24 protein-coding genes are annotated in these 25,797 nt (G+C 67.2%); 11 read left to right on the top strand and 13 right to left on the bottom strand.

Going from position 1 to position 25,797, the window contains the following annotated elements; translation table 11 throughout:
- Window positions 1–147: 147 nt before the first annotated feature.
- Entirely contained in the window at window positions 148–2,187 is a 2,040-nt protein-coding gene (gene paaZ, locus DFO65_RS10615) for a phenylacetic acid degradation bifunctional protein PaaZ (RefSeq protein WP_113904391.1), read from the top strand.
- Window positions 2,188–2,229: 42 nt separating this feature from the next.
- Here paaZ and DFO65_RS10610 read toward each other — a convergent pair whose 3' ends face one another.
- From DFO65_RS10610 to paaI, 4 genes are all read right to left on the bottom strand, one after another.
- Window positions 2,230–2,937: a ZIP family metal transporter gene (locus tag DFO65_RS10610; RefSeq protein WP_113904390.1), complete on the bottom strand. Its 708-nt coding sequence runs from the start codon at window positions 2,935–2,937 to the stop codon at window positions 2,230–2,232.
- Window positions 2,938–3,127: 190 nt separating this feature from the next.
- Window positions 3,128–3,811: a TetR/AcrR family transcriptional regulator gene (locus tag DFO65_RS10605; RefSeq protein ID WP_113904486.1), complete on the bottom strand. Its 684-nt coding sequence runs from the start codon at window positions 3,809–3,811 to the stop codon at window positions 3,128–3,130.
- A gap of 33 nt (window positions 3,812–3,844) precedes the next feature.
- Window positions 3,845–5,164: a phenylacetate--CoA ligase PaaK gene (gene paaK / locus DFO65_RS10600; protein ID WP_113904389.1), complete on the bottom strand. Its 1,320-nt coding sequence runs from the start codon at window positions 5,162–5,164 to the stop codon at window positions 3,845–3,847.
- Between the two features lie 43 nt (window positions 5,165–5,207).
- Window positions 5,208–5,735, bottom strand: coding sequence for a hydroxyphenylacetyl-CoA thioesterase PaaI (paaI, locus tag DFO65_RS10595; RefSeq protein ID WP_245940622.1), 528 nt, complete (start codon window positions 5,733–5,735; stop codon window positions 5,208–5,210).
- A 201-nt stretch (window positions 5,736–5,936) separates the two neighbouring features.
- Between paaI and DFO65_RS10590 the strand changes: the two genes are divergently transcribed.
- The 6 genes from DFO65_RS10590 to paaE all read left to right on the top strand — a co-directional run bounded on the left by DFO65_RS10590 (window position 5,937) and on the right by paaE (window position 10,435).
- Window positions 5,937–6,281 (top strand): hypothetical protein, encoded by a 345-nt coding sequence (locus DFO65_RS10590; protein ID WP_113904388.1) that lies wholly within the window; start codon window positions 5,937–5,939, stop codon window positions 6,279–6,281.
- 107 nt (window positions 6,282–6,388) lie between these two features.
- Window positions 6,389–7,405: a 1,2-phenylacetyl-CoA epoxidase subunit PaaA gene (gene paaA, locus DFO65_RS10585; protein WP_113904387.1), complete on the top strand. Its 1,017-nt coding sequence runs from the start codon at window positions 6,389–6,391 to the stop codon at window positions 7,403–7,405.
- The gene (paaB, locus tag DFO65_RS10580) at window positions 7,402–7,731 is read left to right on the top strand and encodes a 1,2-phenylacetyl-CoA epoxidase subunit PaaB (protein ID WP_113904386.1); all 330 of its coding nucleotides are present in this window, start codon (window positions 7,402–7,404) and stop codon (window positions 7,729–7,731) included. Before paaA ends, paaB begins: the two co-directional genes overlap by 4 nt.
- 13 nt (window positions 7,732–7,744) lie before the next feature.
- A complete protein-coding gene (paaC, locus tag DFO65_RS10575) occupies window positions 7,745–8,764 on the top strand; it encodes a 1,2-phenylacetyl-CoA epoxidase subunit PaaC (protein ID WP_113904385.1) in 1,020 nt (339 codons plus the stop codon).
- Complete coding sequence (gene paaD / locus DFO65_RS10570) at window positions 8,761–9,324, top strand: 1,2-phenylacetyl-CoA epoxidase subunit PaaD (RefSeq protein WP_342766924.1); 564 nt, start codon at window positions 8,761–8,763, stop codon at window positions 9,322–9,324. The genes paaC and paaD overlap by 4 nt, the downstream gene beginning before the upstream one ends.
- 1 nt (window position 9,325) lies before the next feature.
- On the top strand, window positions 9,326–10,435 hold the full coding sequence (gene paaE, locus DFO65_RS10565) for a 1,2-phenylacetyl-CoA epoxidase subunit PaaE (RefSeq protein ID WP_113904384.1): 1,110 nt from the start codon (window positions 9,326–9,328) through the stop codon (window positions 10,433–10,435).
- 73 nt (window positions 10,436–10,508) lie between these two features.
- Here the strand turns inward: paaE and DFO65_RS10560 are convergent, their stop codons facing one another.
- The 7 genes from DFO65_RS10560 to DFO65_RS10535 form a co-directional block, all read right to left on the bottom strand.
- Window positions 10,509–11,264, bottom strand: coding sequence for a TVP38/TMEM64 family protein (locus DFO65_RS10560; protein ID WP_245940621.1), 756 nt, complete (start codon window positions 11,262–11,264; stop codon window positions 10,509–10,511).
- A 40-nt stretch (window positions 11,265–11,304) separates the two neighbouring features.
- Window positions 11,305–11,457 carry a hypothetical protein gene (locus tag DFO65_RS17105; protein WP_181778699.1) on the bottom strand — a complete coding sequence of 51 codons (153 nt, stop codon included), beginning with the start codon at window positions 11,455–11,457 and terminating at the stop codon, window positions 11,305–11,307.
- The gene (locus DFO65_RS10555) at window positions 11,454–12,914 is read right to left on the bottom strand and encodes an L-lactate MFS transporter (RefSeq protein ID WP_113904383.1); all 1,461 of its coding nucleotides are present in this window, start codon (window positions 12,912–12,914) and stop codon (window positions 11,454–11,456) included. Before DFO65_RS10555 ends, DFO65_RS17105 begins: the two co-directional genes overlap by 4 nt.
- A gap of 319 nt (window positions 12,915–13,233) precedes the next feature.
- A complete protein-coding gene (locus DFO65_RS10550) occupies window positions 13,234–15,309 on the bottom strand; it encodes a xanthine dehydrogenase family protein molybdopterin-binding subunit (RefSeq protein WP_113904382.1) in 2,076 nt (691 codons plus the stop codon).
- On the bottom strand, window positions 15,302–16,300 hold the full coding sequence (locus DFO65_RS10545) for an FAD binding domain-containing protein (protein WP_113904381.1): 999 nt from the start codon (window positions 16,298–16,300) through the stop codon (window positions 15,302–15,304). The genes DFO65_RS10550 and DFO65_RS10545 overlap by 8 nt, the downstream gene beginning before the upstream one ends.
- Window positions 16,297–16,839, bottom strand: a complete 543-nt coding sequence (locus tag DFO65_RS10540; protein WP_113904380.1) for a 2Fe-2S iron-sulfur cluster-binding protein — start codon at window positions 16,837–16,839, stop codon at window positions 16,297–16,299. The genes DFO65_RS10545 and DFO65_RS10540 overlap by 4 nt, the downstream gene beginning before the upstream one ends.
- A 106-nt stretch (window positions 16,840–16,945) precedes the next feature.
- Window positions 16,946–17,743, bottom strand: coding sequence for a SurA N-terminal domain-containing protein (locus DFO65_RS10535; protein WP_245940619.1), 798 nt, complete (start codon window positions 17,741–17,743; stop codon window positions 16,946–16,948).
- Window positions 17,744–17,926: 183 nt separating this feature from the next.
- On the opposite strand from DFO65_RS10535, the gene DFO65_RS10530 reads away from it, so the two are divergent.
- The 3 genes from DFO65_RS10530 to DFO65_RS16960 all read left to right on the top strand — a co-directional run bounded on the left by DFO65_RS10530 (window position 17,927) and on the right by DFO65_RS16960 (window position 22,022).
- Window positions 17,927–19,141, top strand: coding sequence for a M20 metallopeptidase family protein (locus DFO65_RS10530; protein WP_113904378.1), 1,215 nt, complete (start codon window positions 17,927–17,929; stop codon window positions 19,139–19,141).
- A 970-nt stretch (window positions 19,142–20,111) separates the two neighbouring features.
- Window positions 20,112–20,831, top strand: a complete 720-nt coding sequence (locus DFO65_RS10525; RefSeq protein WP_113904377.1) for a hypothetical protein — start codon at window positions 20,112–20,114, stop codon at window positions 20,829–20,831.
- Between the two features lie 9 nt (window positions 20,832–20,840).
- Complete coding sequence (locus DFO65_RS16960) at window positions 20,841–22,022, top strand: AlbA family DNA-binding domain-containing protein (RefSeq protein ID WP_147233334.1); 1,182 nt, start codon at window positions 20,841–20,843, stop codon at window positions 22,020–22,022.
- 430 nt (window positions 22,023–22,452) lie between these two features.
- Here DFO65_RS16960 and DFO65_RS10515 read toward each other — a convergent pair whose 3' ends face one another.
- On the bottom strand, window positions 22,453–23,625 hold the full coding sequence (locus DFO65_RS10515; protein WP_245940617.1) for a restriction endonuclease: 1,173 nt from the start codon (window positions 23,623–23,625) through the stop codon (window positions 22,453–22,455).
- Between the two features lie 301 nt (window positions 23,626–23,926).
- Window positions 23,927–24,424 carry an Lrp/AsnC family transcriptional regulator gene (locus DFO65_RS10510; protein ID WP_113904374.1) on the bottom strand — a complete coding sequence of 166 codons (498 nt, stop codon included), beginning with the start codon at window positions 24,422–24,424 and terminating at the stop codon, window positions 23,927–23,929.
- Between the two features lie 97 nt (window positions 24,425–24,521).
- Between DFO65_RS10510 and kynU the strand changes: the two genes are divergently transcribed.
- Window positions 24,522–25,787, top strand: coding sequence for a kynureninase (kynU, locus tag DFO65_RS10505; RefSeq protein ID WP_113904373.1), 1,266 nt, complete (start codon window positions 24,522–24,524; stop codon window positions 25,785–25,787).
- The last annotated feature ends 10 nt before the right edge of the window (window positions 25,788–25,797 follow it).

Below are 25,797 nucleotides of genomic sequence, written 5' to 3'. Positions count from 1 at the left end.
GTCGATCATAGAGGATGATGTGAGCCGTGTCACCGGTTCCGATGACATTTACCGACCACTTGGTTAGTATCTTGTCAGGACGCGGCAGCGGTGCCGGTGAGGCCGAGCGGGCCGCGTCGAGTCACTCGTCGACCGGGAGAGAGCACAATGACCGACATCCTCAGTTCCTTCTGCGCGGGCGCGTGGCACACTCCCGGGACGGGCGCCGAGGCGCGGGCCGTCCACGATCCCACGACCGGCGAGCTCCTCCACCACGTCACCTCGGCGGGCATCGACTTCGCCGCCGTCGCCGATCATGCCCGCACCGTCGGCGGTCCGGCGCTGCAGGAGCTGACGTTCCACCAGCGCGGGGTCATCCTCAAGCAGCTCGGCGCCCACCTCATGGAACGAGCGAAGGACTACCACGAGACCTCGTTCACCACCGGGACGACGAAGCGCGACGCCTTCGTCGACATCGAGGGTGGGATCGGCACACTCTTCGCCTATTCGGGCATCGCCCGCCGGCAGATGCCTAATGCGACGGTCCACCTCGACGGCGGCGTCGAGCGCCTGTCGAAGGGCGGCAGCTTCGTGGGCCGCCACATCCTCACCTCCCGGCGCGGCCTCGCGCTGCAGATCAACGCCTTCAACTTCCCCGTCTGGGGCATGCTCGAGAAGTTCGCGCCGATGTTCGTCGCCGGCGTGCCCGCCGTCGTCAAGCCCGCCACCGCCTCGGCGCACCTGACCCGCGCGGTCGTCGTCGACATGCTCGACTCCGGGATCCTGCCCGAGGGCTGCCTCCAGCTCGTCTGCGGCGACGTCACCGGGCTCTTCGACCACCTCGCCGAGCAGGACGCGATTGCCTTCACGGGGTCCGCGGACACGGCGAGGCGCCTCGGCGACCTCGAGTGCGTGCGGGAGCGGGGCACCCGCTTCTTCGCCGAGGCGGATTCGCTGAACTTCTCCCTCCTCGGCTCCGACGCCGCTCCCGGCACCGAGGAGTTCGACCTCTTCGTCGACGGCGTCGTCACCGAGATGACGGTCAAGGCCGGCCAGAAGTGCACCGCGATCCGCCGCGCCCTGGTCCCCGCCGCCCACGCGGGGGCGGTGGCCGAGGCCCTGAGCGCCCGCCTCGCCGAGGTGAGCGCGGGCGATCCGCGGGAGAGGTCGACCCGGCTGGGCCCGGTGATCTCGGCCGGGCAGCGCGGAGACGTGCTCGACGCCGTCGATTCTCTCGTCGCGGCCGGGGCGAGTGTCGTGACGGGTGGACGGGAGGCCTCCGACGCCCTGGCCGAGCGCCTCGGCGGCGGTGCGTTCGTCGCCCCCACGGTGCTGCGCGCCGCCGACCCGTGGGCCGACGCCGTCCACGACGTCGAGGCGTTCGGACCCGTGACCTCGCTCATCACCTACTCGACCACCGCCGAGGCGGTCCGCCTCGCCGCTCGCGGGCGCGGATCCCTCGTCGGCTCCGTCGTCACCCACGACGCGGACTTCGCCGCCGACGTCGTCCGGCAGGTCGCCCCGTGGCACGGGAGGATCCTCGTGCTCGACCGCGACGACGCCGCGGAGTCGACCGGGCACGGCTCGCCGCTGCCGCCTCTCGTCCACGGAGGACCCGGACGCGCCGGAGGCGGCGAGGAGCTCGGCGGCCTGCGCGGCGTCGAGCACTTCATGCAGCGCACCGCGATCCAGGCCTCGCCGACCATGCTCACCGCGATCGGAGGGGAGTGGGTGCCGGGCGCGCCCCGCTCGACCGAGGGCGAGCACCCCTTCCGCAAGTCGCTGGCCGATCTGCGGGTCGGCGACGCGCTGGAATCCGAGTGGCGCACCGTCACCCTCGAGGACATCGAGCACTTCGCGGAGTTCACCGGCGACACCTTCTACGCGCACACCGACGAGGAGGCCGCCGCGGCCAACCCCTTCTTCCCCGGCCGCGTCGCCCACGGCTACCTCATCGTGTCCTTCGCCGCGGGCCTCTTCGTCCAGCCCGACCCCGGTCCCGTGCTCGCGAACTACGGGCTCGAGGGCCTGCGCTTCGTCACCCCTGTCTCGCCCGGTGACAAGCTCAGGGTCACGCTCACGGCGAAGCGGATCACCCCGCGCGAGACCGACGAGTACGGGGAGGTCCGTTGGGACGCCGAGGTGGTCAACCAGGACCTCGAGCCTGTCGCGAACTACGACGTGCTCACCCTCGTCGCGAAGGAGTGAGGGGCGGGTCGGCGGCGTGCCGGACGCGATGCCCTCGACGGGTCAGCCCATGAGGGACATTCCTGCGGCGAGCGCGAAGCCGACGACGGTGGCGAGTCCCGCGAGGTCGCTCGCCTTCTCCTTGGCATCCGGGATCATGGAGTCGACGAGCATGACCAGCAGCGCACCCGCCGCGAACCCTTTGATCCCCGCCGTGAGCTCGCTGCTCACCGCTGTGGACACCGCGGCACCGGCCCAGGTGGCGGCGATGCAGACGGCCGTCACGAGCGACCACAGGCCGATGACGAAGGAACGCGGTTTCCCGGACTGGAGCATCTCCGCCGACGATCCCGCTGATTCCGGCAGGTTCGAGACGAACACTGCGACCAGCAGTGCGATGCTCACCGACTCGCCGGTCCCCAGGCTCAGCCCGAGGACGGCCTGCTCGGGGATCCCGTCGAGCAGCGCGCCCAGCGCCAGCGCGGTCCCGGCGGGTGCGCGCCCTGCTTGCGCACCCGACCGCGCCACGATCCCGTTCGCGGTGAAGTAGGCGGCGGCGCCGAGTGCCAGGCCGATCGCGACGGGCGGCGCTCCTCCGCCCTGGAAGCCGTCCTCCGCCAGCTCGAACGACACGCTGGCGATGAGTGCTCCCGCGCCGAACCCCAGGACGGTCCCGATCGACCTGTCGCTCCATGCGCGCACCATGGACAGGAGCGCGCCGCACAGCAGGGAGGAAGCGGCAACGGCTCCCCACAGGACTGCGCCCAGCATGTCTCCGAGTCCTCTCCCAGCAGGCTGTCTGCGTCGCTGTTCATCCTAGCGGCACGACGAGTACGGCGGCGGCCGGATGTGCGCGAGCTGACCGCGACCCAGAAGTGGAATCGCGCGGCACTTGATCCGCGCGATTTCACTTCTGGGTCGCGGTTGCTGCGCGCCTCGACGCCAGACGTGGCGCCTCCCGCTACGCCTCCAGTCCCGAGAACGCCATCTCCGTGACCGCGTCGGCGATGGTCTCGGGGCTGACGGGGTACCCGGTGCGGTACCACTCGGTGATCGAGTTGACCATGCCGAAGAGCAGCCGGGTGACCAGGCCCGGCGGGAAGTCGGCGCGCACGCCGCCCTCGTCGATCGCCTCGGCGACGAGGCCGCGGATCTTCTCGTCGATCCTCCGCCTCTGCGCGAGGGCCGCCCGCTCGACCTCCGAGTTCCCGCGAACGCGCAGCAGCAGCGTGACCGAGTGGTGGTACTCGATGAGGATGAGCACACTGGCGTGCACGGCATGGCGCAGCCGCTCGAGGGCGGTGAGGTCGGCGCGGTGGCTCTCGGCCTCGACGGCGGAGTCGAGGGCGTCGGTGCCGCGGTTGATCGCGAGCTGGAGGAGCTCCTCCTTCGACTTCACGTGGTGGTAGATCGCGGACTTCGTGATACCCAGCTCGCGGGCGACGGTGTCCATCGAGGTCCCGTCGTAGCCGCGGGCCACGAACACCTCGGTGGCCTTGTTGATGAGGGTCTCGCGGTCGTAGCCGGGACGGCCGCGGCGGCCCCGACGGCCGAGTCCAGGGGTCGCCGACTCCGACGTCGCGGCCGCCGCGGCAGGGTCCGAACCGCCGACCACGGCGGGCGCTGAAGGTGTCGGTCGAGGCATGCTCACCAGTCTATCCAGCGGCACCGCGCCGCCTCATCGGATGTTCTCGCGACGGTCGACGATGCGCTTGAGCTTGCCCACCGAGCGCGGCAGCTCTCCCGGCTCCCGCACCGCGACGGTGGCGGTCACGCCGAGGCGCTCCTTGATCCGGTCGGCGACGCTGGCCTCGAGTCCCTCGAGCTCGACCGCGCCGACCCCTTCGCGGTGCTCGACCTCGACGGTGACCTCGTCCATCCGGTTCGGGCGGGTGAGGACGAGCTGGAAGTGCGGACTGAGGTGCTCGAACTCGAACAGCACCGCCTCGACGTTGGCGGGGTAGACGTTGACGCCGCGGATGATGATGAGGTCGTCGGATCGTCCGGTGATGCGCGAGATCCTCCGGAAGGTCGGCCGTGCGGTGCCGGGCAGGAGGCTGGCGAGGTCGTGGGTGCGATAGCGGATGATCGGCAGGGCCTCCTTCGACAGCGAGGTGAAGACGAGTTCGCCCTCCTCGCCGTCGGGCAGGACCTCGCCTGTGAACGGATCGACGACCTCGGGGTAGAAGTGGTCCTCCCAGATCGTCGGGCCGTCCTTCGTCTCGACGCATTCGCTCGCCACTCCAGGGCCCATGACCTCGGAGAGACCGTAGATGTCGACGGCGTCGATCGCGAAGGACCGTTCGATCTCCCGGCGCATCGCGTCCGTCCAGGGTTCGGCGCCGCAGATCGCGATCTTCAGGCTCGTCGAGGTGGGGTCGATGCCCTGCGCATGGAACTCGTCGAGGATCGTCAGCAGGTAGGTGGGTGTCGCGGTGATGATGTCGGGGGCGAAGTCCTGGATCAGCTGGACCTGCCGCGGCGTCTGGCCGCCGGAGATCGGGACGACCGTGAAGCCATGGCGCTCGGCGCCATGGACGCCGAGGCCGCCGGTGAACAGCCCGTATCCGTAGGCGTTGTGCACCATCTGCCCGGCCCGGCCCCCGGCGGCGCGGATCGACCGGGCGATGAGGCTCGTCCAGACGTCGAGGTCGTGCTGGGTGTAACCGACGACGGTGGGCAGGCCCGTGGTGCCGGACGACGCGTGGATTCGTGCGACCCGATCTCGCGGCACCGCGAACATCCCGAAGGGGTAGTTGTCGCGCAGGTCCTGCTTGGTCGTGAACGGCAGCCGGGAGAGGTCCTCGAGGCTCGTCACGTCGTCCGGGGAGATCCCGAGTTCGTCGAGGGCGCGGCGGTAGAACGGGACGTTGTCATAGGCGGCCCGCACCGTCGACTGCAGTCCCTCGAGCTGGCGGGTGCGCAGTTCGTCGAGGCTCATGCGCTCGCCGGCATCGAGATCGACTCGGTCATCGGCGCCGAGGCTGTTCGCGGTCATCGTTTCTCCTCAGGTGTGCGGCGGGCTGGGTTCGCGGTCGGGTTCACGGGCGCGGTGCGGCTGGGCCCGCGGACGGGGCTGGGCCGGCGGGCGGCACGGGTGCGGAATTCGCCGGAACTGAGTCGGAATCCGTCGGGGCTGGGCCGGCAGACGGGGCGGGCAGGGTGCGGGAGCGCCCGCGGTAGACGGCGATGAGCTCGTCCCCGCGAGTGACGCTGACGTCGTAGATGCCCGATCGTCCCTGCTTGGCGACCTCCTGCCCATGGGCGACGAGGCGATCGCCGACCCGGGTGGGGAGGAGGAACGTGATGTCACCGCCCGAGGCGACCGTGACGGATCCGGGATAGTTGCACGCCATCGCGAACGTCGTGTCGGCAAAGAGGAAGATGTATCCGCCGTGGGTGATCTCGTGCCCATTGGTCATGACGTCGGTGACCGTCATCGAACACGTGGCCCAGCCGGGGCCGTGGTCGTCGAGGCTGATGCCGAGATGCTGTGAGGCGCGGTCGTTGGCGTACATGGCGGCGGCGCCGGTGGCGTCGACATGGCCGATGTGCCCGGATGAGTTCACTGGACTCCTCCTCGAGTCGGTGCGATGGACGACGGCCGGCGGGGCAGGCTCGAGGCGCGTTCCGATTTAACGACCATCTGGTCATTAAATATAGAGTGATCCGGGTCTCATTCACAATCCTCCCGTGCTCCGCGCGACGATTTGGATTGCCACGCCAGGCGGAACCCGGCCCGACTCCATCGGGAGTGGGAGAATGCCGGCATGCATTCCGACCTGCTCCGCCTCCGCACCGACCGCACCCATCTGTTCCCGGGAGCGCGGCTGATCGCGGAGCCGGGCACCGACCGGGACCCGGCATCGCCGCATCCAGCCTCGGTGCTGCGCCCGGCGTTGGTGAGGATCGAGTTCGGTGACGGTGTCGAGGTGGAGGCGGAGCTGCTGCAGCTGAGCGGCACGCCTCTCGCCGCCGAGTTCGTCCTCGAGGTCCCCGGGTTCCGGGCCGCCGCGGGCACGGACATTCCCGCCAGGGTCTGGTCGATCGCCCGGGTGGACAGCACGGGCGACGAGGCGGTCATCGTCGTCGGCCGCCGATTGCCCGGAATCTGAGCCGTTGCACCTCGGCGTGCCCTGTGTCACACTAATACAGAACAAATGGTCAGTAAATCGTTCTCGGTGCCCGCGACCGGCACGACACATCCAAGGGCGGAGTGGTCATGACAACGGAAATCCCAGACGCACGACTCGGAACGACGGAGGCCGAGCTCGAGGCGCAGTTCCACGCGACGATCGAGGCCAAGGACCGGATCGAGCCGCGGGACTGGATGCCCGAGCCCTACCGGAAGACGCTCATCCGCCAGGTCGCCCAGCACGCCCATTCCGAGATCATCGGCATGCAGCCCGAGGGCAACTGGATCTCGCGCGCACCCTCCCTGCGTCGTAAGGCGATCCTGCTCGCCAAGGTCCAGGACGAGGCCGGCCACGGGCTCTACCTCTACTCGGCGACGGAGACCCTGGGCGCGAGCCGCAACGAGCTCACCGAGAAGCTCATCGCCGGCAAGCAGAAGTACTCCTCGATCTTCAACTACCCGACCCTGTCGTTCGCCGATGTGGGGACGATCGGCTGGCTCGTCGACGGCGCCGCGATCGTCAACCAGGTGCCCCTGTGCCGCACCTCGTTCGGACCCTATGGACGGGCGATGATCCGCATTTGCAAGGAGGAGTCCTTCCATCAGCGTCAGGGCTACGAACTGCTCATGACGATGATGCGCGGCACCGACGAGCAGCGTGAGATGGTGCAGGAATCCGTCGACCGCTTCTGGTGGCCCGCGCTCATGATGTTCGGCCCGCCCGACGACGACTCCCCGAACACTGCGCAGTCGATGGAGTGGGGGATCAAGACCCACACGAACGACGAGCTGCGCCAGAAGTTCGTCGACATGTCCGTCCCGCAGGCCGAGGCCCTCGGCGTGACGTTCCCCGACGAGAACCTCCGCTGGAACGAGGAGCGCGGCCACTACGACTTCACCCAGCCCGACTGGTCCGAGTTCTGGTCCGTCGTCAAGGGCAATGGTCCCTGCAACGTGCAGCGGCTGGCGCACCGGAAGAGCGCCTGGGACGACGGGGCGTGGGTGAGGGAGGCGGCCATGGCCTTCGCGGAGAAGTCCGCCGAGGCGGCCGCCTCGGATGCTGCTGACACTGCCGGCGCCCGCGCCGAGGAGGTCGCCCGATGAACGAGAATCCGACGACCGCCTCGGCGCCGGAGAACGCGACCCCGCGTGGCGAATGGCCGCTCTACGAGGTGTTCGTCCGGGGCAAGCGCGGGCTCAACCATGTCCACGTCGGGTCCCTCCACGCTCCCGACGACGAGATGGCCGTCCGCCATGCCCGCGACGTCTACACGCGCCGCAACGAGGGAGTGAGCATCTGGGTCGTGCGCTCGTCGGCGATCACGGCCTCGAGCCCCGACGAGAAGGACCCGCTGTTCGCTCCCAGCGGCGACAAGGTCTACCGCCACCCGACCTTCTACGACATCCCCGCCGATGTCCCGCACATGTGAGAGGTGATCGGCGATGACTGCCCAGCCACCGGAGGCCCGCACCCCCGCCGACGGCGCGGAGACCCGCGCGTCCCGCGCCCCTGAGCCGCAGACGTCCGGCGCCCCGGAGATCCGCACCCATTCTGACGACCACGACAACGCGTACTCGGGCCTGCTCGTCAACGACGCCCACTGGGCGTTCGGCACCGATTTCGAGGACCCGCTCGCCGGAGTCGACACGACCGTGCCCGAGGGTGTGGACGCCGCGGACCTGGCCGCCTACTGCCTCATGCTCGGCGACGACGCCCTCGTCCTCTCCCAGCGCCTCTCCGAATGGTGCTCGCGGGCCCCTGACCTCGAGGAGGACATCGCCCTGGCGAACATCGCCCTCGACCTGCTCGGCCAGGCCAGGCTCCTGCTCGCCCGCGCGGCCGCCGCCGATCCCGGCCTCGTCCCGCAGCTGCCGGAGGACTCGCCGGTGCCCGACGAGGACCGGCTCGCGTTCTTCCGCGACGACACGGCGTTCCGCAACGTCCGCCTCGCCGAGGTGCCCAACGGGGACTTCGCCGAGGCGGTCGCGAAGATCCTCCTCTTCTCCACGTGGCGGATGGCGCTGTTCGACCGCCTCCGCGGCAGCCGCGACGCCGTCCTCTCGGCGATCGCCGAGAAGGGCGTCAAGGAGCTCACCTACCACCGGGACTTCGCCGGCCGCTGGGTGGTCACTCTGGCCCGCGGCACTGAGGAGTCGCGCACCCGCCTGCTCACCGCCTTCGACGGGCTGTGGCCGCTGTGGCCCGAACTCTTCGAGACCCATCCCGTCGAAGCCGCGGTCGCCGAGGCGGGCATCGGAGTCAGCCCCGCCGGGGTGGCCGGTGAGGCCGATGTCATCGTCGACCAGGTCTTCGCGGCGGCGGGCATCGACCGGCCCGAGCGCGGGGCGCTCGCCGGGGTGCGGGGACGGAAGGGACGCGACGGCCTCCACACGGAGGCGCTGAGTAGGATGCTCGCCGAGATGCAGGTCGTCGCCCGCGCCCACCCGAGGGGGACGTGGTGACCGTGACACTTGAGACCCGCACCGAGGCGACGGCACGCGGCGGCGGACCGACCGGCACCCGCGCCGAGGTGCTCGACCGCGCTCGGGCGGCCGCGGCCCGGGTGACCGACCCCGAGATGCCGATGCTCACCCTCGTCGACCTCGGCGTCCTCCGCGACGTCCGATACGAGGACGGCCGGGTCATCGCGGTCATCACCCCGACCTACTCGGGATGCCCGGCGATGGCGACGATGCGCGACGACCTGCAGCGCGAGCTCGAGGCCGCGGGATTCCCCGACGCCGAGGTGCGCGTGTCCCTGACCCCGGCCTGGTCGAGCGACTGGATCACCGAGGCGGGACGACAGGCGCTGGCTGCCGCGGGGATCTCCCCTCCGGGCCCCTCACGCCGGCAATCGGGTCCCGTGGCGCTGACCCTGCTGCCGACGAAGCGGGACGTCCGGTGCACTCTGTGCGGATCGGCCGAGGTGCGGCTGACGTCCGAGTTCGGGCCGACCGCGTGCAAGGCGATGTACCAGTGCCGCGACTGCCTCGAGCCCTTCGAGCACGTGAAGGAGATCTGAGATGACCGAGACCGCGGAGCGCACGACGCCGACCCCCGCCGTGTCCGACCAGCGGGGACGCTCCCGCTTCTACCCGCTGACCGTGCGGTCGGTCGATCGCCTCACCGAGGACTCGGTCGCGGTGACCTTCGACGTTCCCGAGGAGCACGCCGAGCTCTTCGACTTCGCCGCCGGGCAGTCGCTGACCCTGCGCCGGGTCGTCGACGGGGTCGAGCACCGCCGGACCTACTCGATCTGCGCCCCGGCCGGCGCTCCACCCCGGATCGGGGTGCGGGAGATCCCCGGTGGGCTCTTCTCCACCTGGCTCATCCACGAGATCCGCCCGGGCGAGGTCGTCGAGGCGCAGCCGCCGAGCGGGAGCTTCCGCGCGGAACCCGACATGGGTGGGCGGCACCTGTGCATCGCCGCGGGCTCCGGCATCACCCCGATGCTCTCGGTCGCCTCGACCGTCCTGCGCCACCCGGAGGCCTCGGTGACGCTGCTCTACGGCAATCGCAGCACGACGACGGTGATGTTCGCCGACGAGCTCGCCGACCTCAAGGACTCCCGCCACGAGCAGTTCGACCTCATCCACGTGCTGTCCCGGGAGCCGCGGGAGGTGGAGATGTTCTCCGGACGCCTCGATGCCGAGCGGCTCCGGCAGCTGCTCACGGTGCTCGTGCCCCTGCACGACGTCGACCACGTCTGGCTGTGCGGACCGTTCGGGATGCTCAGCGACGCCCGCACTGTCCTCGCCGAACTCGGCTTCCCGAAGGATCGGGTCCACTTCGAGCTCTTCTACGTCGACGAGCCCCCGCCCGAGCTCATCCACGCCGACGCCGCGGTCGAGGGAGCGACGAGCGAGGTGACGATCGTCCTCGACGGACGACGGACCACCTCGGCGATGTCGCAGGCCTCGACGATCCTCGACTCCGCGCAGAAGTCGCGCTCGGACCTGCCGTTCGCGTGCAAGGGCGGGGTGTGCGGGACGTGCCGGGCGAAGGTCTGCGCCGGCGAGGTCGACATGGTGCGCAACTACGCGCTCGAGGAGACCGAGGTCGCCGCGGGCTTCGTGCTCACCTGCCAGACGTTCCCCGTCGGCGACGAGGTGACCGTCGACTTCGACGCCTGAGGTCGGGCGCGGCGGCGGCAGGTCGCTGCGGTGGCATCGGCGCGTTGCGGTGTCGGCCGCGGGCTCGGACGGGTCAGTCGCTCTGTTCGGGACCGGCGTCCGTCCGGGTGCCCTCATCCGTCCGGGACCTCGGATCGGATTCCGTCCCGCCGGTCTGCGGATCTTCCGGGCCTTCGGTCTGCGGATCGGCCTTCCGGGTCGACCGCCAGCGGCGGAAGGCGATGATCGTCAGCACGATGACGAGCGCCCACGAGACCCCGACGGCGATGCCGTTGAGGACCGTCGGGTTCCCGATGAAGGCGCCGATGGCGACGAGCGACAGTTGTCCGGGCAGGGACGAGACCACGGTCGCGAGGAGGAAGGTGCGGCTGTCGATGCCCAGGGCTCCGCTGCCGTAGTTGACCGGCCAGTACGGGATCCCGGGCATGAGGCGAGCGGCGCACACCGCATAGAAGCCGCCGTCGGTGAGCTGGTTCTCGACCGTTTCGGCATGGCTGCCCAGCAGTTTCATCACGGTCTCGCGCCCGAGCCCGCGCGAGATCCAGTATCCGCCGTAGCAGCCGATGACGACGCCGATCATCGACAGGAACGTGCCGATGGGGAGGCCGAAGACCAGGCCGCCGGCGACGGCCATGATGGTGATCGGGATCGGAGTCGCGGCGACGAGGGCATAGAGGAGGATGAAGGCGCCGAAGCCCCATCCGCCGAGGTCGGAGATGTCCTTCTGGAGGGCGTCGAGCGAGGGCAGGCGGACGTTGAAGATCATCCACAGGGCGGCGAGCACGACGAGTGCCAGTGCCGTGTTGCGCAGGATCGCCGACCACGGCACTTGGCTCCCGCTGCCCGAGTGCGAGTTCAGTTCGGTGCCCTCACTCGGTGAAGATCGCGACGGCCTTGATCGCCGTCTGGACCAGCCCCCAGGCCAGTCCGCTGACGACGACCAGGGAGAGGATCGCCCCGACGGTCGTGTAGACCCGACCGCCCTCGTTCGGCACGATCTCGGCGGAAGTGCTCGTGCTCATGATTCGGTGTCCTTTCGATCGGTGGTCGCGGCGCTGCCCTGCGCGGTGGAATGCGACGACTCGAGGGGTGAGCCGGCGCCTGCGCGAGCGTCTGCCCCTGCCCGGGTGCCTGCTGCGTCCGCGTCGGTGTCCTCGGGTTCGAGGTAGCGGTCGTCGACGGCCTTGACGAAGGTGTTGGCGATGAACCCGATGAGCAGCGCTCCGGCCATGATGAACAGGCCGGGCGTGTAGAGGGCAGGGCCCTCCTTCCCGGCCTTCTCGCCCGCCTCGACGACGGAGTTGACGATGAGGGGGCCGGCGACTCCCGCGGCGGACCAGGCGGTGAGGAGGCGACCGTGGATCGCTCCGACCTGGTAGGTGCCGAACAGGTCCTTGAGGTAGGCGGGGACGGTGGAGAACCCGCCGCCGTAGAAGGAGATGATGAGCAGGGTCGCGGTGATGAAGACGAAGAGCGAGTCCCCGCCGAGGAAGGCGACGAGCAGGTAGAGGATGAGCCCGCCGCCGAGGTAGATCATGTAGTTGTTCTTGCGGCCGAGGTAGTCGGAGGTCGTCGACCACACGAACCGGCCGGCCATGTTGCCCAGTGACAGCAGACCGACGTAGCCGGCGGCCGCGGCGGCGGTGATCCCGAAGTAGCTCTGGATCATCGGGGCGGCGTTCTCGAGGATGCCGATCCCGGCGGTGACGTTGAGGAAGAGGACGACCCAGAGCAGCCAGAACTGGCGGGTGCGCACGGCGTTGCGCGCCGAGACGTTGCCCGTCGTCTGCAGCGGCTTCGCGGTCGCCTGCGCGGGGTCGAAGCCCTTCGGCGTCCACTCCGGGTGCGGAACGCGGATGACGAAGGCTCCCGCCGCGATGACGAGGGCGTAGACGATGCCGAGGGTGAGGAACGTCGGGGTCAGGCCCGCGACGAGGTTCTCCGGCGCGTCGCCTCCGCCGTAGAGGGCCATGAGGGCGTTCGACATCGGGCTGGCGATGAGTGCGCCGCCGCCGAAGCCCATGATCGCCAGGCCCGTGGCCAGGCCGGGACGGTCGGGGAACCACTTCATCAGGGTGGACACCGGGGAGATGTAGCCGATGCCCAGTCCGATGCCGCCGATCACGCCGTAGCCGAGGTAGACCAGCCACAGCTGACCGGTGACGATGCCGAGCGCGGCGATGAGGAAGCCGACGACCCAGCAGGTGCCCGCGGCGACCATCGAGGCCCGCGGCCCGGCCTTCTCCACCCAGGTGCCGAACACCGCGGAGGAGATGCCGAGCATGAGGATCGCGATGGAGAAGATCCAGCCGACCTCGACCTCGCCCGCCTCGAAGTGCGACATGAAGGGGATCTTGAAGACGCTGAAGGCGTAGACCTGCCCGATGCACAGGTGGATGGCCAGGGCGGCCGGTGGGATCAGCCACCGGTTGAAGGTCTTCGGCGCGATGATCGCCGATCGGGAGAGGACGGAAGCCATGGGAGCCCTTCTGCTGGTGGTCGAACCTGATCGAGGTCCGACCCGCCGATTCGTATCTGCTGGTGGGTGATGGAGCGTCCGGATCGCGTCGGCAGGCGGTCATCGCCTGGCCGAATGCTCGGACGTCCCAGTACAGGGTAGTTCGGGTCTCACGATTTGGCGAGGACCCGCGGAGGAAGGGCAGGGCCACAGGGCCGCACCAGGGGGTCACCGGGGTCGTCCGGTGCGACTGGGCCGCTCGTCCGACGTGTCCTATGGACAGAGTGGGCCGGCTGCCTGTGGGTCCACCCTGCCGGTCGGCCTGATCTGCGTCAGTCGTTCACCGGTCGGGCAGGAATGCGTCGCAGAGCAGCGGCAGGTCGCGACAGCGGACCCCGGTCGCATTGTGGGCGGCATTGGCGATCGCGGCGGCGGAGCCGACGATGCCGATCTCCCCGATTCCGCGTGCACCGAGCGGACCCGCCAGCGGGTCGTCCTCGTCGAGCCACGTCACGTCGATGTCGGGGACGTCGGCATTCGTCGGCACGTGGTACTCGGCGAGATCGTGGTTGACGACGTGCCCGAAGCGCGGATCGAGTTCGCTTCTCTCCATGAGCGCCATCCCGATGCCCATCGTCATTCCGCCGATGAGCTGCGAGCGGGCCGTGCTCGGGTTGACGATCCGGCCCGCGGAGAACACGCCGAGCATGCGGTCGAGGCGGATCTCCCCGGTCGCCTCGTGGATGCGGACCTCGGCGAAGTGGGCGCCGAAGGAGTGGAGCGAGTGCGTCTGCGCGGCCGGGTTGTCCTCGGTCTCACCGTCGGCCTCGGCGCCGGGCTTCGGGTCGTCGCCGTGCCGGGACCGGAATCGCCGCGCTGCGGTGAGCACCGCGGCACTCCAGCTGACCAGCCCCGTGGAGCCGCCGGCGACGGTCGCGGTGGGCAGGTCGGTGTCCCCGATCTCCAGGTGCACCCGGTCGAGGGGGACCTCGAGCGCATCGGCGGCGACCTGGGTCAGCGTCGTCCACGTTCCGGTCCCGATGTCGGCGGCGCCGATGACCACCCGAAAGCCCTCGCCGGTGAAGCGGATCCTTGCGACGGACCCGGTCTGCCGGTTCGCCGGATAGGTCGCCGAGGCGACGCCCATGCCGATCAGCCACTCGCCTCGGCGGCGGGTTCGCGGCTGCGGGTCCCTCTCGTCCCAGCCGAACCGCTCGGCGCCGAGGCGCAGGCACTCGACGAGCCGCCGCCGATTGAACGGCAGTCCCGTCTCCGGGTGGGTCGTCGGGTCGTTGCGTGCCCGGAGTTCGATCGGGTCGAGTCCGGTCGCGGCCGCCAGCTCGTCCATCGCGATCTCGAGGCCCACCATGCCGGGGGCCTCGCCGGGGGCGCGCATCCAGGACGGGACGGGGACGTCGAGTGGGACGACGCGCTGGATCAGGCGCCGGTGGCCGCCGGAGTACATGATCCGGGCCGGTTTGATCGCGAGCTCCGGGAACTCCTTCGTCCGTGAGGACATCGCGACCGCATCGACGCCGAGCGCCGTGATCGTGCCGTCCGCCTGCGCGCCGAGGCGGATGTGCTGGAGGGTGGGCGCGCGGTATCCGGTGATCGAGAACATCTGCTGCCGGGTCGTCGCGTACTTCACCGCTCGTCCCGGGAGCGCGAGCGCGACGAGCGCGGTGAGCATCATGTCCGCGTGCGGGACGCCCTTGGAGCCGAAGCCGCCGCCCACGTGGGGGCTGATGATGCGGATGTCATCGGTGTCGAGCCCGAGGATGGGGGCGAGGGTCGAACGGGCGGGGTGCACGCCCTGGGTCGAGGTCCACAGCGTCAGCGTGGTCCCGTCGAAGCGCGCGATCGTCGTGTGCGGCTCCATCGGGTTGTTGTGCTCCATCGGGGTGGAGTACCGGGCGTCGATGCGGACGTCCGCCTCGGCGAAGGCAGTCTCGAAGTCCCCGACGGCGATGTCACCGGGTCCCGACTCGGGTGCCCGGGCCTCGGGATGGTCCTCGCGGAGGACGACGTCGTGATCGTCCGCGGCGTAGGCGATGCTCACCTGTTCCGCGGCGTGGCGCGCCTGCTCGGGGCTGGTCGCGATGACGGCGCCGAGGTACTGGCCGCGGAAGCCGATCTCATCGGAGCGGAGGATCGCGAGCTCACCGTCGTCCGTGTGCGCCAGTGCGGGGGCATTGGCGGAGGTGAGCACATGGACGACCCCGGGGACCGCCTCGGCGGCGGAGGTGTCGATGGTGCTCGCCCGCCCACGGGCGATCTCGGCCTGGAGGGGGAAGAGGAACACGGGATCGTCGACCGGATGCTCGTAGGCGTAGGGCGCCCTGCCGCGCACCTTGTCGGGGCCGTCGAGGCGGACGGTCCCGGTGCCGACGGCCGCGGTCCTCAGCAGCTCAGTCATCGTCGTCCCCTCCTCCGGCAAGCCCGGTGAGGACCGAGACGAGCGCGCCTCTCACCATCGGCAGCTTGAACGCGTTCCCGGCAAGCGGCCGGGCGGCCTCGAGCTCCGCCTCGGCGGCGCGGGCGAAGGACTCCTGGGTCGGCTCGGCGCCCCGGAGCAGCGCCTCGGCGCGCGAGGCACGCCAGGGTTTGTGGGCGACCCCGCCGAGGGCGATTGCCGTCTCGCGGATCCGGCCGGCCTCGTCGAGGTCGACTCGCGCGGCGACGGAGACGAGGGCGAAGGCGTAGGAGGCGCGGTCACGGATCTTGCGATACGTCGAGCGCCCGGGACCGGGCGGGGGCAGTTCGACGGCGACGATGAGATCGCCGTGGTCGAGGATCGTGTCCCGCTCCGGTTCGTCGCCGGGCAGCCGGTGGAGGTCGACGACGGGGATCCGGCGCTCGCCGCCTCGGGTGAGGACGACGACGGTCGCGTCGAGCGCCGCCATCGCCACCGCCATGTCCGAGGGGTGGATGGCGACGCAGGCGGTGGAGGCGCCGAGGATCGCATGGTTGCGGGTGAAGCCGTCGATCGCCGAGCAGCCGGTGCCGGGTTCGCGTTTGTTGCACGGGGTCGAGGCGTCCTGGAAGTAGACGCAGCGAGTGCGCTGGAGGAGGTTGCCGCCGGTGGTCGCGGCGTTGCGCAGCTGTCCGGAGGCGCCCGAGAGCAGGGCGCGGGAGAGCATCGGGTAGCGCTCGCGGACGAGCGGGTGGGCGGCGAGGTCGCTGTTGCGCACCATCGCCCCGATGCGCAGTCCGTGGTCGTCGCGCTCGCTCACCTCGTCGAGGTCGAGGCGGCTGATGTCGACGACCAGGTCCGGGGCGGCGATGCCGAGCTTGAGGTGGTCGACGAGGTTCGTGCCCCCGGCGAGGTATACAGCCCCGGGGTGAGCGGTGAGGGTGTCGATGGCGTCGTGCGGGTCGGCGGCGCGGTGGTAGTCGAAGGGTTTCATCGCGGCTCCTCGGCGGGGCGGGGAGCAGAGCCGCGGCGCCCGGCGGTGTCCCTGATGGCGGAGACGATGTTGACGTAGGCCCCGCACCGGCAGAGGTTGCCGCTCATCCGCTCGCGGACCTCGTCCGGTGAGAGGTCGACGGGAGCCTGGAGATCCTCGGTCACGGCGCTGGGGGAGCCGTGGTCCGCCTCGGCGAGCATCCCCGCGGCCGAGCACACCTGACCGGGCGTGCAGTAGCCGCATTGGAAGGCGTCGTGGTCGAGGAACGCCCGGTGGAGGTCGGAGAGCTCGCCGTTCTCGGTCAGTCCCTCGGAGGTGGTGATCTGCGCGCCGTCGTGGGACAGGGCCAGCGCCAGGCACGAATTCTGCCGGCGACCGTCGATGAGGACGGTGCAGGCACCGCATTGGCCGTGGTCACAGCCCTTCTTGGGCGACATCACTCCCAGCCGGTCGCGGAGCGCGTCGAGCAGGGTGGTCCTGGTGTCGACGGTGAGTGTGTGCTCCGTCCCGTCGACGCCGAGGTGCAGCGAGTGGTCCATGAGGCCCCCTCCGGACAGCGTCGTCGTCCGCCCAGCGTATCGGCGGGGTCAGACGCGGACAAGGAATCCGGGCGGATCACTCATTGCCGCCGCCAGGGGCTGGGGCTCACACGTTGATGGTGACGTCGGCTTCCTTGCGGAGCTTGCCCGCGTACTCCTGCGTCGCCTCGGTGGATTTCTGGCTCTTCACCTGCTCCTCGAGCTGGGGACGGACGTCCTCGAGGGGCGGCATCTGCCCGCCCTGACCCGACTGGGCGCCCATCTGCTCCTGCTGGGTCTTCGCCTGCTGGTAGGCGGCGCCGACCTCCTCGTCGCTGACCTTGAATTCCCCGTACTCGTCGGCGATGAGCGCCTCGATGCCGAGCTGGGTCTTCAGCTGCGAATCGACCGCGGCTTCGTCGAGTCCCTGCTGTTTCATCGCGGCGAGGAAGTCCTTCTCACTCATCTGACTCGACTCAGCGGCCTCCTTCAGTCCCTTGTCGACCTCCTTGTCGGAGATCGAGATGCCGCGCTTCTCCGCCTCCTGGCTGAGTAGTTCGGTGGAGACCATGTTCTCCGCGGTCTGCGTCTTCAGCTGCTTCTCGTCGACCGGCTGGCCGGACTGCTGCGCCTGCATCGACATCTGCTGGAACTGGGTCTGGAAGAGCGGGACGAACTCGTCCTTCGTGATCTTGGTGCCGTTGACGACGGCGACGACATCCGGGATGCCGGAGACATCGGGCTGACCCTGCGCGCCGGGCTGGTCCTTCCCACCCTGCGCATCCGACTGACCCTGCTCGCTGCTCGCGGCCGGGCTCGTCTCCTCGGCGGACCCGCCGTCCTTCTGCGCCGAGGCGCCGCACGCGGCCACCGCCACCATCGAGGCGGCAAGCGCGAGGCCCGCCCACCATTTGATCTTCTGCACATCCACTCCAGACATTCGTCGGGGCCCTCGAACTCTGATCGTCGGTCTCTGTTCCTCGGACTCTGTTCGTCGGGCCGACTGGCCAGGCTAACAGTCCCGAGTCACCGCGAGATGTGCAGAGCATCAATACCGCTTGTGACCTACCCTGAAACGGAAGCCACTGACACCGACCGAGGAGACACGATGCCGATTCCGGATTTCCGGACCGAAGCCCAGGCCCTGCAGGACGATCTCGTGGCGCTGCGCCGCACCCTGCACGCCAATCCGGAACTCGACAGGCATCTGCCGTTCACGCAGAAGACGGTGCTCGCCGAGCTCGAGGGGCTCGGTCTGGAGATCACGACCGGGGAGTCCCTGTCCTCGATCGTCGCCGTCCTCAAGGGCGGTAAGCCGGGTGCTGACGGGAAGTTCGGGCCGGCGGTGCTGCTGCGCGGCGACATGGATGCCCTGCCGGTCGTCGAGGAGACTGGCCTCGACTTCGCCTCGACGAATGGCAACATGCACGCGTGCGGCCATGACATGCACACTGCGGGACTCGTCGGGGCAGCCCGCCTGCTTGCCGCCCATCGTGAGGAGATCCCCGGATCGATCATCTTCATGTTCCAACCCGCCGAGGAGACCGACGGCGGAGCCGAGCCGATGATCGCCGAGGGGGTGCTCGAGGCCGCGGGTGTTCCCGTCATCGCCGCCTACGGAATCCACGTCGAGTCGGCCGAGCGCGGCCGTTTCACGACGAAGGGCGGGCCGCTCATGGCCGGCTTCGCCGACCTCCACCTCACCGTTCATGGGGCAGGCGGCCACAGCTCCCAGCCCCAGGCCACCAGGGATCCTGTGCCCGCGATCGCCGAGATCGCGCTGGCGCTCAACACGATGACGACGCGGTCGTTCGACATCTTCGACCCCGTCGTCGTCTCCGTCACCCAGCTCGAGGGCTCGCAGGCGAGCAACGTCATCGCCGACTCGGCGAAGCTCACCGCGTCGATCCGCTTCCTCTCCGCGAAATCCCTGGCCCTGCTCCAGGAACGCGTCCACGAGATCGCGGAGAACATCGCGAAGGCTCACCGCTGCACCGCCGAGGTGGACTTCCAAATCGGCTTCCCCGTGACCGTCAACAACCCCGCCGAGACCCGGACGACCATTGCGCGCCTCGGCGAGGTGTTCGGCGCCGACCGTGTCGAGGAGATGGCCTTCCCGCGGATGGGGTCCGAGGACTTCTCCTATGTCCTGGAGAAGGTGCCCGGCACGTTTGTGTTCCTCGGTGCCGCGCCCGAGGGCATCGATCCCGACGCGGAGACGAACCATTCGCCTCGCGTGCAGTTCGACGACGGATTGCTCGGCGACCAGGCCGCGGCGCTGGCGCATCTTGCGTTCGCGCGGTTGGTTGATGAGGTGGGGTGAGGCTCCAGCGATCGGGTGAGGCAGACTGAGGAGCGCGATCATGGTGGCGTTGTGCCGAAGTGTCCGCCGATAATCTCTTGCATCATGATCTGCTCTGAGCGGCTCAATCTGAACCCTGATCCTCCGAAAGATGGCGGATCCGGTAGGCTCCAAAAAGGGCGGCAAGTAAGCGTCTCACCCGAGCAGCAGAAGCCAGCTGCGTCAAATGAAATCCTCTACACGGTGATCATTCGCCCACGCGAATCATCGAAGCTCCATCTGATGCCCGAAAGACAGGAGGAGGTCATGAGTCAGCTCGACCCCGGGTGGAGTGTCAGAGGGGTCGGATTCATGAGAGCGCGGCGCTAACTCAAACAGGTGGTTTATGGATGCCGAATCCGACGACGACGCTCTGTCCGCTTGTAAGTGTCGGCGCAGCGGTCACGATGACACCGGATTAGGCTGACATGCACCTTGCGGTGCGCCTCGACTATCCGAGTATGAGCCCGGGTCACGTGGTTGGCTTTCGGAGATGTTGGGGATTCCCCGCTCTGTCTTGATGCGGTGTGATCGTTGATCCAGGAATCGAGCGAGCTACTCAAAGCTGCCACAGTCATCGCCCGGAGTGTCTCTAACAGATACTGCCAGAGCTTTCTCGGGATGCTTGTTTTGGTATTGCGGTGTTGCCCTCTTTCCTATTAACTCCCATACGGCGCCTCTCATTCTTATCAATTCGAACTTCTGGAAACAGGCGAATGACGGCGAAAGCCACGGTCGCTGCAAGGGTTCCTGCCAAGACGAAGGATTCGAACCCTCTCCTGCTTGGGCACCTCAACCAACGAGCACTATTCTGTGTGCTCAGATCCCACCAACATCCTCCGGATTGATCTGAAGCGCTGGAAGTCTAAACCGACCTAGGTGGCAAACCCGAGGAGTGTCGGGGGGTGCGTCTACCCTTGAGTATCAAGATTCCGAATCGAGGAGAAGCGCGATGGTTTCTGATGCATACCAATTCCCTGTAGCGATCTCGCGGCTCAGCGAGGGAGAGACCTCGCGTGAACCGCAAAACTTGGGTGCAATCAAATGGCTGCTCGCTCAACCAGGCCAATCGATCGTGGTTGTGACGCCGAAGAAGCAGTTTCACGGCGACAGCCTGAAACGTTTGGTCGCTCTACCAGGAGTGTTGCACCTCAGCTGGCGCGGCCTTTCGACGGGATCGTTCTCCGGACGCCGCGTGCTCTTTGCCTGGCCACTTCGCAAGCATCTGAACAAGTTGAGAGATGTTGAAATTGAAGCTCTCGTGGTCATCGAATGGAATGGGAACGAGACGTTCGAGTGGATCGAGGATGCCAAGCCAGTCCAGCTCTTGCGGGACAAGACCTTCCATCCTCTCACTTCACCAGAGAACGACACTCCGGGAGTACGTGAGCCGCTGCCGAATGGAGTTGAGGTAATCCTGGAACGCGTCGCGAGCCGGGCGGCGGGCTGCTCCAGGGGGTTGAAGCGAAACGAAGCGGACAAACTCAAGGCAGACATGATGAACCGGCCTGATCGGTGGGCGTCCCTAACTGTCGAGCAGGTTCGCGCCAAATGTCGAGCGCTCGGTATGTCAGCGGACGACACCGAGACGATTGCCGGATTCTTACAGCGACGGACGGAGGGACGGCGGTTGAACGTACGGAGTTCGTTCCGCACGTTCCACTTTATCTAGGAATAGGACATGGCTAACGGACAGAAGCCGTCGCGGTACCAGAAGATCAGCGCTGAAGCTCAACAAATGCTGGCGCTAGGGGAATCCGGCAGATTCGAGTTCAAGAGCGAAGTTGGCGCGGTGACAGTGAAATTACTCGCCACTTTGGCGAATTGGGTTGCGCTCGATTCAGAACGAGAGGTCGCTCACCTCTTGGTAGGAGTCGGTGAGGTCGAGGATGTGACGACTGGTCTTGTCCGCGGAGAACCGTGCGGACTGTCAAAGGGACTCGATAGGGTAGTAGCTCGCATCCAGGATCTCGCGAGCAAGACCCGCCCGGTGCCCGTGGACGCCTTCATCATTGAAGAGAACGTTTCGGGAGAGAAGCCTTTCGTGCGGGTGGAAGTGCGGCCTACCATGCCGCCTCATTTCGATGACGAAGGCCGACGACAGACTCGCCAAGGCCGGTCTACTCGAGCGCTCACTGACGATGAACTGTTACACGTTTACCTGGATCGAGAAGCAGGAAGCTTTGCTGCTCGATTTAGGCAGACCAGTGCTGAGCTTCGTTCTGCCGTAGGGGCGATTAGCGACCAGGTGGATGATGTTGCTGCCGCCATTGAAGAGAGCATCGCCGAGCCAATTCGTAGCCTGGCACGGACGACTGAGTCAGCTGCCGAATCCGCGAGCTCAGCGGAGTCTTCAGCCGACTCGGCCAGCGCAGCCTCCATGAGCGCCGAGTATGAGGTCAGCAACGTCCAGCAACTTGTGAAAGGCCTTCAGGACGTCGTTGAGGGCATCCGTGACCAGACGCCCGAGAGCGCCGCATTCCAGGTAGCAACGCTCCGACGAACGGTGTGGTGGAACTTCGCTGCCGACACACACGAGCACACCTCGGTCTTGGCTGATCAACTCGAACAACGACTCCGGATGCTTCTCTCGAGGGAGATCTCCATTGACGTTGGATACAGCAGCTGGGAGCTGGAGTTATGGGATGACGTGATTGAGGTTCGTAAGGCGCAGCCTCGGCAGCGCGGAACCCAGAAGTGGTGGCGCGCAATGATCCAGACGCTTGAGGAATGCCTCGGCAACCCCTCATACAAGGCGCCGGAGTTGCCTGGCCTGCGTGCTGCGCTCAAGGCTGATATTGACCATGAGCTGAACGACCCCGAGAGCATGACCCGGAGATTCGAAGCACATTTGAAGGACTGATATGTAGAGGTTTTTCTCAAGGGGACAAGGCGAGATGGCCATGACCTGATCAGGGGCACAACTATCCCGCATTCCCCATCATCCAGAAACGGCGACGTCCTACATAGCACTTTGAAGAACGACAATCAGCATTGGGCAGGCAGCTAGGAGCCCTGCTCAACTGCACAGCACTTCTTGACAGCCACAATCATCATGGCTGACTCCTAAAAGGCGAAGAATGATCCGAAATGCACCGTGCTGCCGTCACTGACACTACATCGGCGCCACCGCCTCACGGTCTCCCACGCATCAAGAGCCGCCATACTTCATTCGACCGAGGCGGGAGCGGGAACAGCCGCCACAAATGTTGCAGACGCCGTCGCCAAACGACCGTAGCAATTGCATGGCTATAGGAGTCGACGCCCGCCTAAAGGAGTTCCCTGATCTTGATCTAAGAGCGAAGGCCGTAGGTAGCGATCAGATCTGGTCGTTGGGAGAGTTGCGTTTCGAGTCGGCTGTCCGCCCACAGTTCGATAAGCGGAAGCTTCCCATCGTTATTACGCTTTTCCGCTACCGCAACTGCATCGGTTGTGAAACGCCCACTCGTCGCGATTACTAGAGCTCGGACGGTTGGTGGCTCCCACATCGATAGCACCGCGAGCGTGTTCTCGATGTCGGCTGGGCCGACAGACCTCGATGCCCAGTGCTTGGCCTGAACAATGATTCGCTCGATTCTAGTGGTTCCGCCATCGTCTCTGATGACTCGCTCTGCGGACAAGTCACGTCCTCGATCGGGTGCGCGGGTCTTCATTAGCCAATCGACGTTCTGGTAGTTAGGGAATCCTCGGAGTAGGTCGAAGAGTAATCGTTCGAATCCATCGTCATCCAGCACCTGCCATGCAAGGCCTATGCTTGCTCCTCCTGCAGGCCTCGCAGATGCAGCGACGCCAAGGTCGACTAGCGGCACCGGTAGCGGGTCCGTGCTGGAGAGGCTCGCAGCCTCGATATCGGCCTTGACAGAGGGCCAGTCCATCTCGGCGATGTCGTGCCAATCTTGCCTCTGCCCGAAGTGAAGATGCCGATGGAGGTCTGCCCATCGTCCTTTACGATCAGTGGTGTCGCCGAGCAATCGCTCGATCTCGCTGATCGAGTTTTCAACTTCGCGTCTGTTTGGATTGTCGATGTGATCTGTGGAATCTGTTGCAACAGACTCAACGATCTGGCTAAGCGTTTCACTGATAGTGGAACTCAGATCGGCGAGGCGATCGTGGATCGCGCGACGCCGCGCTTGCGCGAGCTTGAATCTGTACTCATCGAGTTGGTAGCCCGGCCTCTCCAACTCGTTCATCAACGCGAAGGGGTGCTCGCCGATCTCGAAGTAGTCTATGAATGCTTGCCCGGCCTCATCAATGTCAGGGAGTTCTTCGGTGACTACCAGGCCATCGATCGGGGGCAGGCCACCGAGAAGTGATTTCCAGGCTCGACGAAGGTCTTCGTACTCCCGACTAGTCCCGCGTTGCGGGCCTGAAGGAATCATTGGTTCCGCTCGATCCCAGATCGCTTGAAGCTTGGCTAGGTTCGCCGCTGCGCGGTCCATCACCTTCAGTAACTCATCAAGGTCCACGCGATAAGTCTCTCAGAACTTCGCCGTGTTGTTGATGCGACCCTCCCAACTTGGATGCCGTGTAGATCCCAGAGTGAAATGAGGAGCCAGAGACTTAGTATGTGTCGTCTGTGCCATTTGTTTTCCGCCGGTAGAACTTGACGCCGCCTCAGGTTGCCGTCCAGGTTCTAGCACTGAACCGTTCGGCCTGCGGCAAGCGGCTAGTAATCAGGAAGTGCCAGTTCGAGAACGTGAACTGGGGCATTAGTCTCAATCTGGCAAGGCTATGGCAGATAGGCGACTGGGTCGGGCAACTACCCCCTTATTTCCCTGCCTTCGCCCAATGGTGCCCGAACACCAGGCTCGTCTGCGTATGCGCGATGAGTTGATCGGACAGGTGCTCCTCGATGTAGCGGTGCAGGCCGGTCGGGTGATCGGTGGCGATGTGGACGAGCAGGTCGCGTTCGCCGGAGACCTGGAACACCTCGAGGGTCTCGGCGACGTCAAGCAGTCGCTCGATGAGCTGACTCAGCTGTGACCGTCCGAGCGGCGTTACCCGCACGGCGATCATCCCGAAGACATGGAGACCGAGCTTCTCGTAGTCGATCTCGGTCCGAAATCCGGTGATCACTCCGCGGCTCTTCAAGGCGTTTACCCTGCCCAAGCATGTCGACGGGGCCAGCCCGACCTTCTCGGCCAGGTCCTTGTTGGAGATCCGCGCATCCGAACTGAGCACGCGCAGGATCCGCAGATCCACCTCGGCGAGGTGAACGTCCTTCGAATCGGTTCGATGATTCGCGATGAGATCCGCATTCGCCATCAAGAATCACCGCACTTTCCGTTGAAGCTTCGGCACGCCATGATCCTACTCGCGGTTTGTGTAGCCTGAGGGAGAATCCGAGAGTGAAAGGCAGCAGATGGCCACCCTTGACCGCGCCGAGTGCGAAAATCGCGACCTCAGCGACCCCCTGCGGGAGTTCCGCTACGAATTCCTCCTGCCCGAGGACGTCATCTACCTCGACGGCAACTCCCTCGGCGCCCGGCCCAAGGGTGCAGCAGAACGCGCCCGCGCAGTCATCGAGGACGAGTGGGGGACCGGGCTCATCCGGTCATGGAACACCGCGGGCTGGTTCGAGCTGCCGGTCACGCTCGGCGAGAAGATCTCGGGGCTCATCGGTGGAGGTGCCGGAACCACCGTCGTCACCGACTCCACCTCGATCAACCTGTTCAAGGCCGCCTCCGCCGCACTCAAGCTGCAGGCAGCCGACGCCCCCGAGCGCCGCGTCATCCTCACCCAGCGCGAGAACTTCCCCTCCGACATCTACATGCTCCAGGGGCTGGCCGACCAGCTCGGTGACGGCTACGAGGTGCGGCTCGTCGACGACACCGAGGTGACCGCCGGCTTCCCCAACACGCTCACCGACGAGGTTGCGCTGGTCGTCCTCACCCACGTCAACTACCGCACGGGCCGGCTCTTCGACCTTGAATCGACGACCGCGGCCGTTCACGCGGCCGGCGCACTGGTGATCTGGGACCTCTGCCATTCTGCAGGAGCACTGGACATCGACCTCGCCGGAGCGGGCGCCGACATGGCCGTCGGCTGCACCTACAAGTTCCTCAACGGCGGCCCTGGCTCACCGGCATTCATCTGGGTCTCCGAGGCTCACCAGGACCGATTCGCCCAACCGCTGTCCGGATGGTGGAGCCACGAGAACCCCTTCGAGATGTCACCCGAGTACGCGCCCGCCGCGGGCAGCCGCCGATACCTGACCGGAACGCAGGGCATCCTCTCGATGTCCGTGGCCGAGCTCGGACTCGACATCTTCGGTCGTGTCGACATGGCCGCGGTGCGGGCGAAGTCGCTGGACCTCAGCGACACGTTCATCGAACTCGTCGACACGCGACTCTCCCACCACCCGATCGAGGTCGTCACACCCCGGGAACACGAGCACCGCGGCTCCCAGGTCTCGATCGCCCACCCCGAGGGCTTCGCCGTCATGAGCGCGCTCATCGAGCGCGGGATCATCGGCGACTACCGCGAACCCTCCGTGCTCCGCTTCGGCCTCACCCCGCTCTACATCGGATTCGCCGAGGTGTGGGACACCGTCGAGGCCCTGCGCGACATCCTCGACAACCGCCTCTGGGACGCCCCGCAGCACAAGGTGCGCGGAGCCGTGACCTGAGGCGCGGTCC

Origin of the sequence: Brevibacterium sanguinis, assembly GCF_003315415.1 — a bacterium.
Taxonomy (GTDB): domain Bacteria; phylum Actinomycetota; class Actinomycetes; order Actinomycetales; family Brevibacteriaceae; genus Brevibacterium; species Brevibacterium celere_A.
This window is presented reverse-complemented; position numbering and strand designations above follow the sequence as displayed.

Excerpts from the sequence above, each read along its gene's own strand:
- DFO65_RS10590 (WP_113904388.1), top strand. The coding sequence starts at position 5,937 with ATGCATTCCGACCTGCTCCGCCTCCGCACCGACCGCACCCATCTGTTC.
- DFO65_RS10540 (WP_113904380.1), bottom strand. The coding sequence starts at position 16,839 with ATGGACCACTCGCTGCACCTCGGCGTCGACGGGACGGAGCACACACTC.
- kynU (WP_113904373.1), top strand. The coding sequence starts at position 24,522 with ATGGCCACCCTTGACCGCGCCGAGTGCGAAAATCGCGACCTCAGCGAC.
- DFO65_RS10555 (WP_113904383.1), bottom strand. The coding sequence starts at position 12,914 with ATGGCTTCCGTCCTCTCCCGATCGGCGATCATCGCGCCGAAGACCTTC.
- paaZ (WP_113904391.1), top strand. The coding sequence starts at position 148 with ATGACCGACATCCTCAGTTCCTTCTGCGCGGGCGCGTGGCACACTCCC.
- DFO65_RS10605 (WP_113904486.1), bottom strand. The coding sequence starts at position 3,811 with ATGCCTCGACCGACACCTTCAGCGCCCGCCGTGGTCGGCGGTTCGGAC.
- paaE (WP_113904384.1), top strand. The coding sequence starts at position 9,326 with ATGACCGAGACCGCGGAGCGCACGACGCCGACCCCCGCCGTGTCCGAC.
- DFO65_RS10610 (WP_113904390.1), bottom strand. The coding sequence starts at position 2,937 with ATGCTGGGCGCAGTCCTGTGGGGAGCCGTTGCCGCTTCCTCCCTGCTG.
- DFO65_RS16960 (WP_147233334.1), top strand. The coding sequence starts at position 20,841 with ATGGCTAACGGACAGAAGCCGTCGCGGTACCAGAAGATCAGCGCTGAA.
- DFO65_RS10510 (WP_113904374.1), bottom strand. The coding sequence starts at position 24,424 with ATGGCGAATGCGGATCTCATCGCGAATCATCGAACCGATTCGAAGGAC.
- DFO65_RS10545 (WP_113904381.1), bottom strand. The coding sequence starts at position 16,300 with ATGAAACCCTTCGACTACCACCGCGCCGCCGACCCGCACGACGCCATC.
- DFO65_RS10550 (WP_113904382.1), bottom strand. The coding sequence starts at position 15,309 with ATGACTGAGCTGCTGAGGACCGCGGCCGTCGGCACCGGGACCGTCCGC.
- DFO65_RS17105 (WP_181778699.1), bottom strand. The coding sequence starts at position 11,457 with ATGAGCACGAGCACTTCCGCCGAGATCGTGCCGAACGAGGGCGGTCGG.
- paaC (WP_113904385.1), top strand. The coding sequence starts at position 7,745 with ATGACTGCCCAGCCACCGGAGGCCCGCACCCCCGCCGACGGCGCGGAG.
- paaK (WP_113904389.1), bottom strand. The coding sequence starts at position 5,164 with ATGACCGCGAACAGCCTCGGCGCCGATGACCGAGTCGATCTCGATGCC.
- paaB (WP_113904386.1), top strand. The coding sequence starts at position 7,402 with ATGAACGAGAATCCGACGACCGCCTCGGCGCCGGAGAACGCGACCCCG.
- DFO65_RS10530 (WP_113904378.1), top strand. The coding sequence starts at position 17,927 with ATGCCGATTCCGGATTTCCGGACCGAAGCCCAGGCCCTGCAGGACGAT.
- DFO65_RS10525 (WP_113904377.1), top strand. The coding sequence starts at position 20,112 with ATGGTTTCTGATGCATACCAATTCCCTGTAGCGATCTCGCGGCTCAGC.
- paaA (WP_113904387.1), top strand. The coding sequence starts at position 6,389 with ATGACAACGGAAATCCCAGACGCACGACTCGGAACGACGGAGGCCGAG.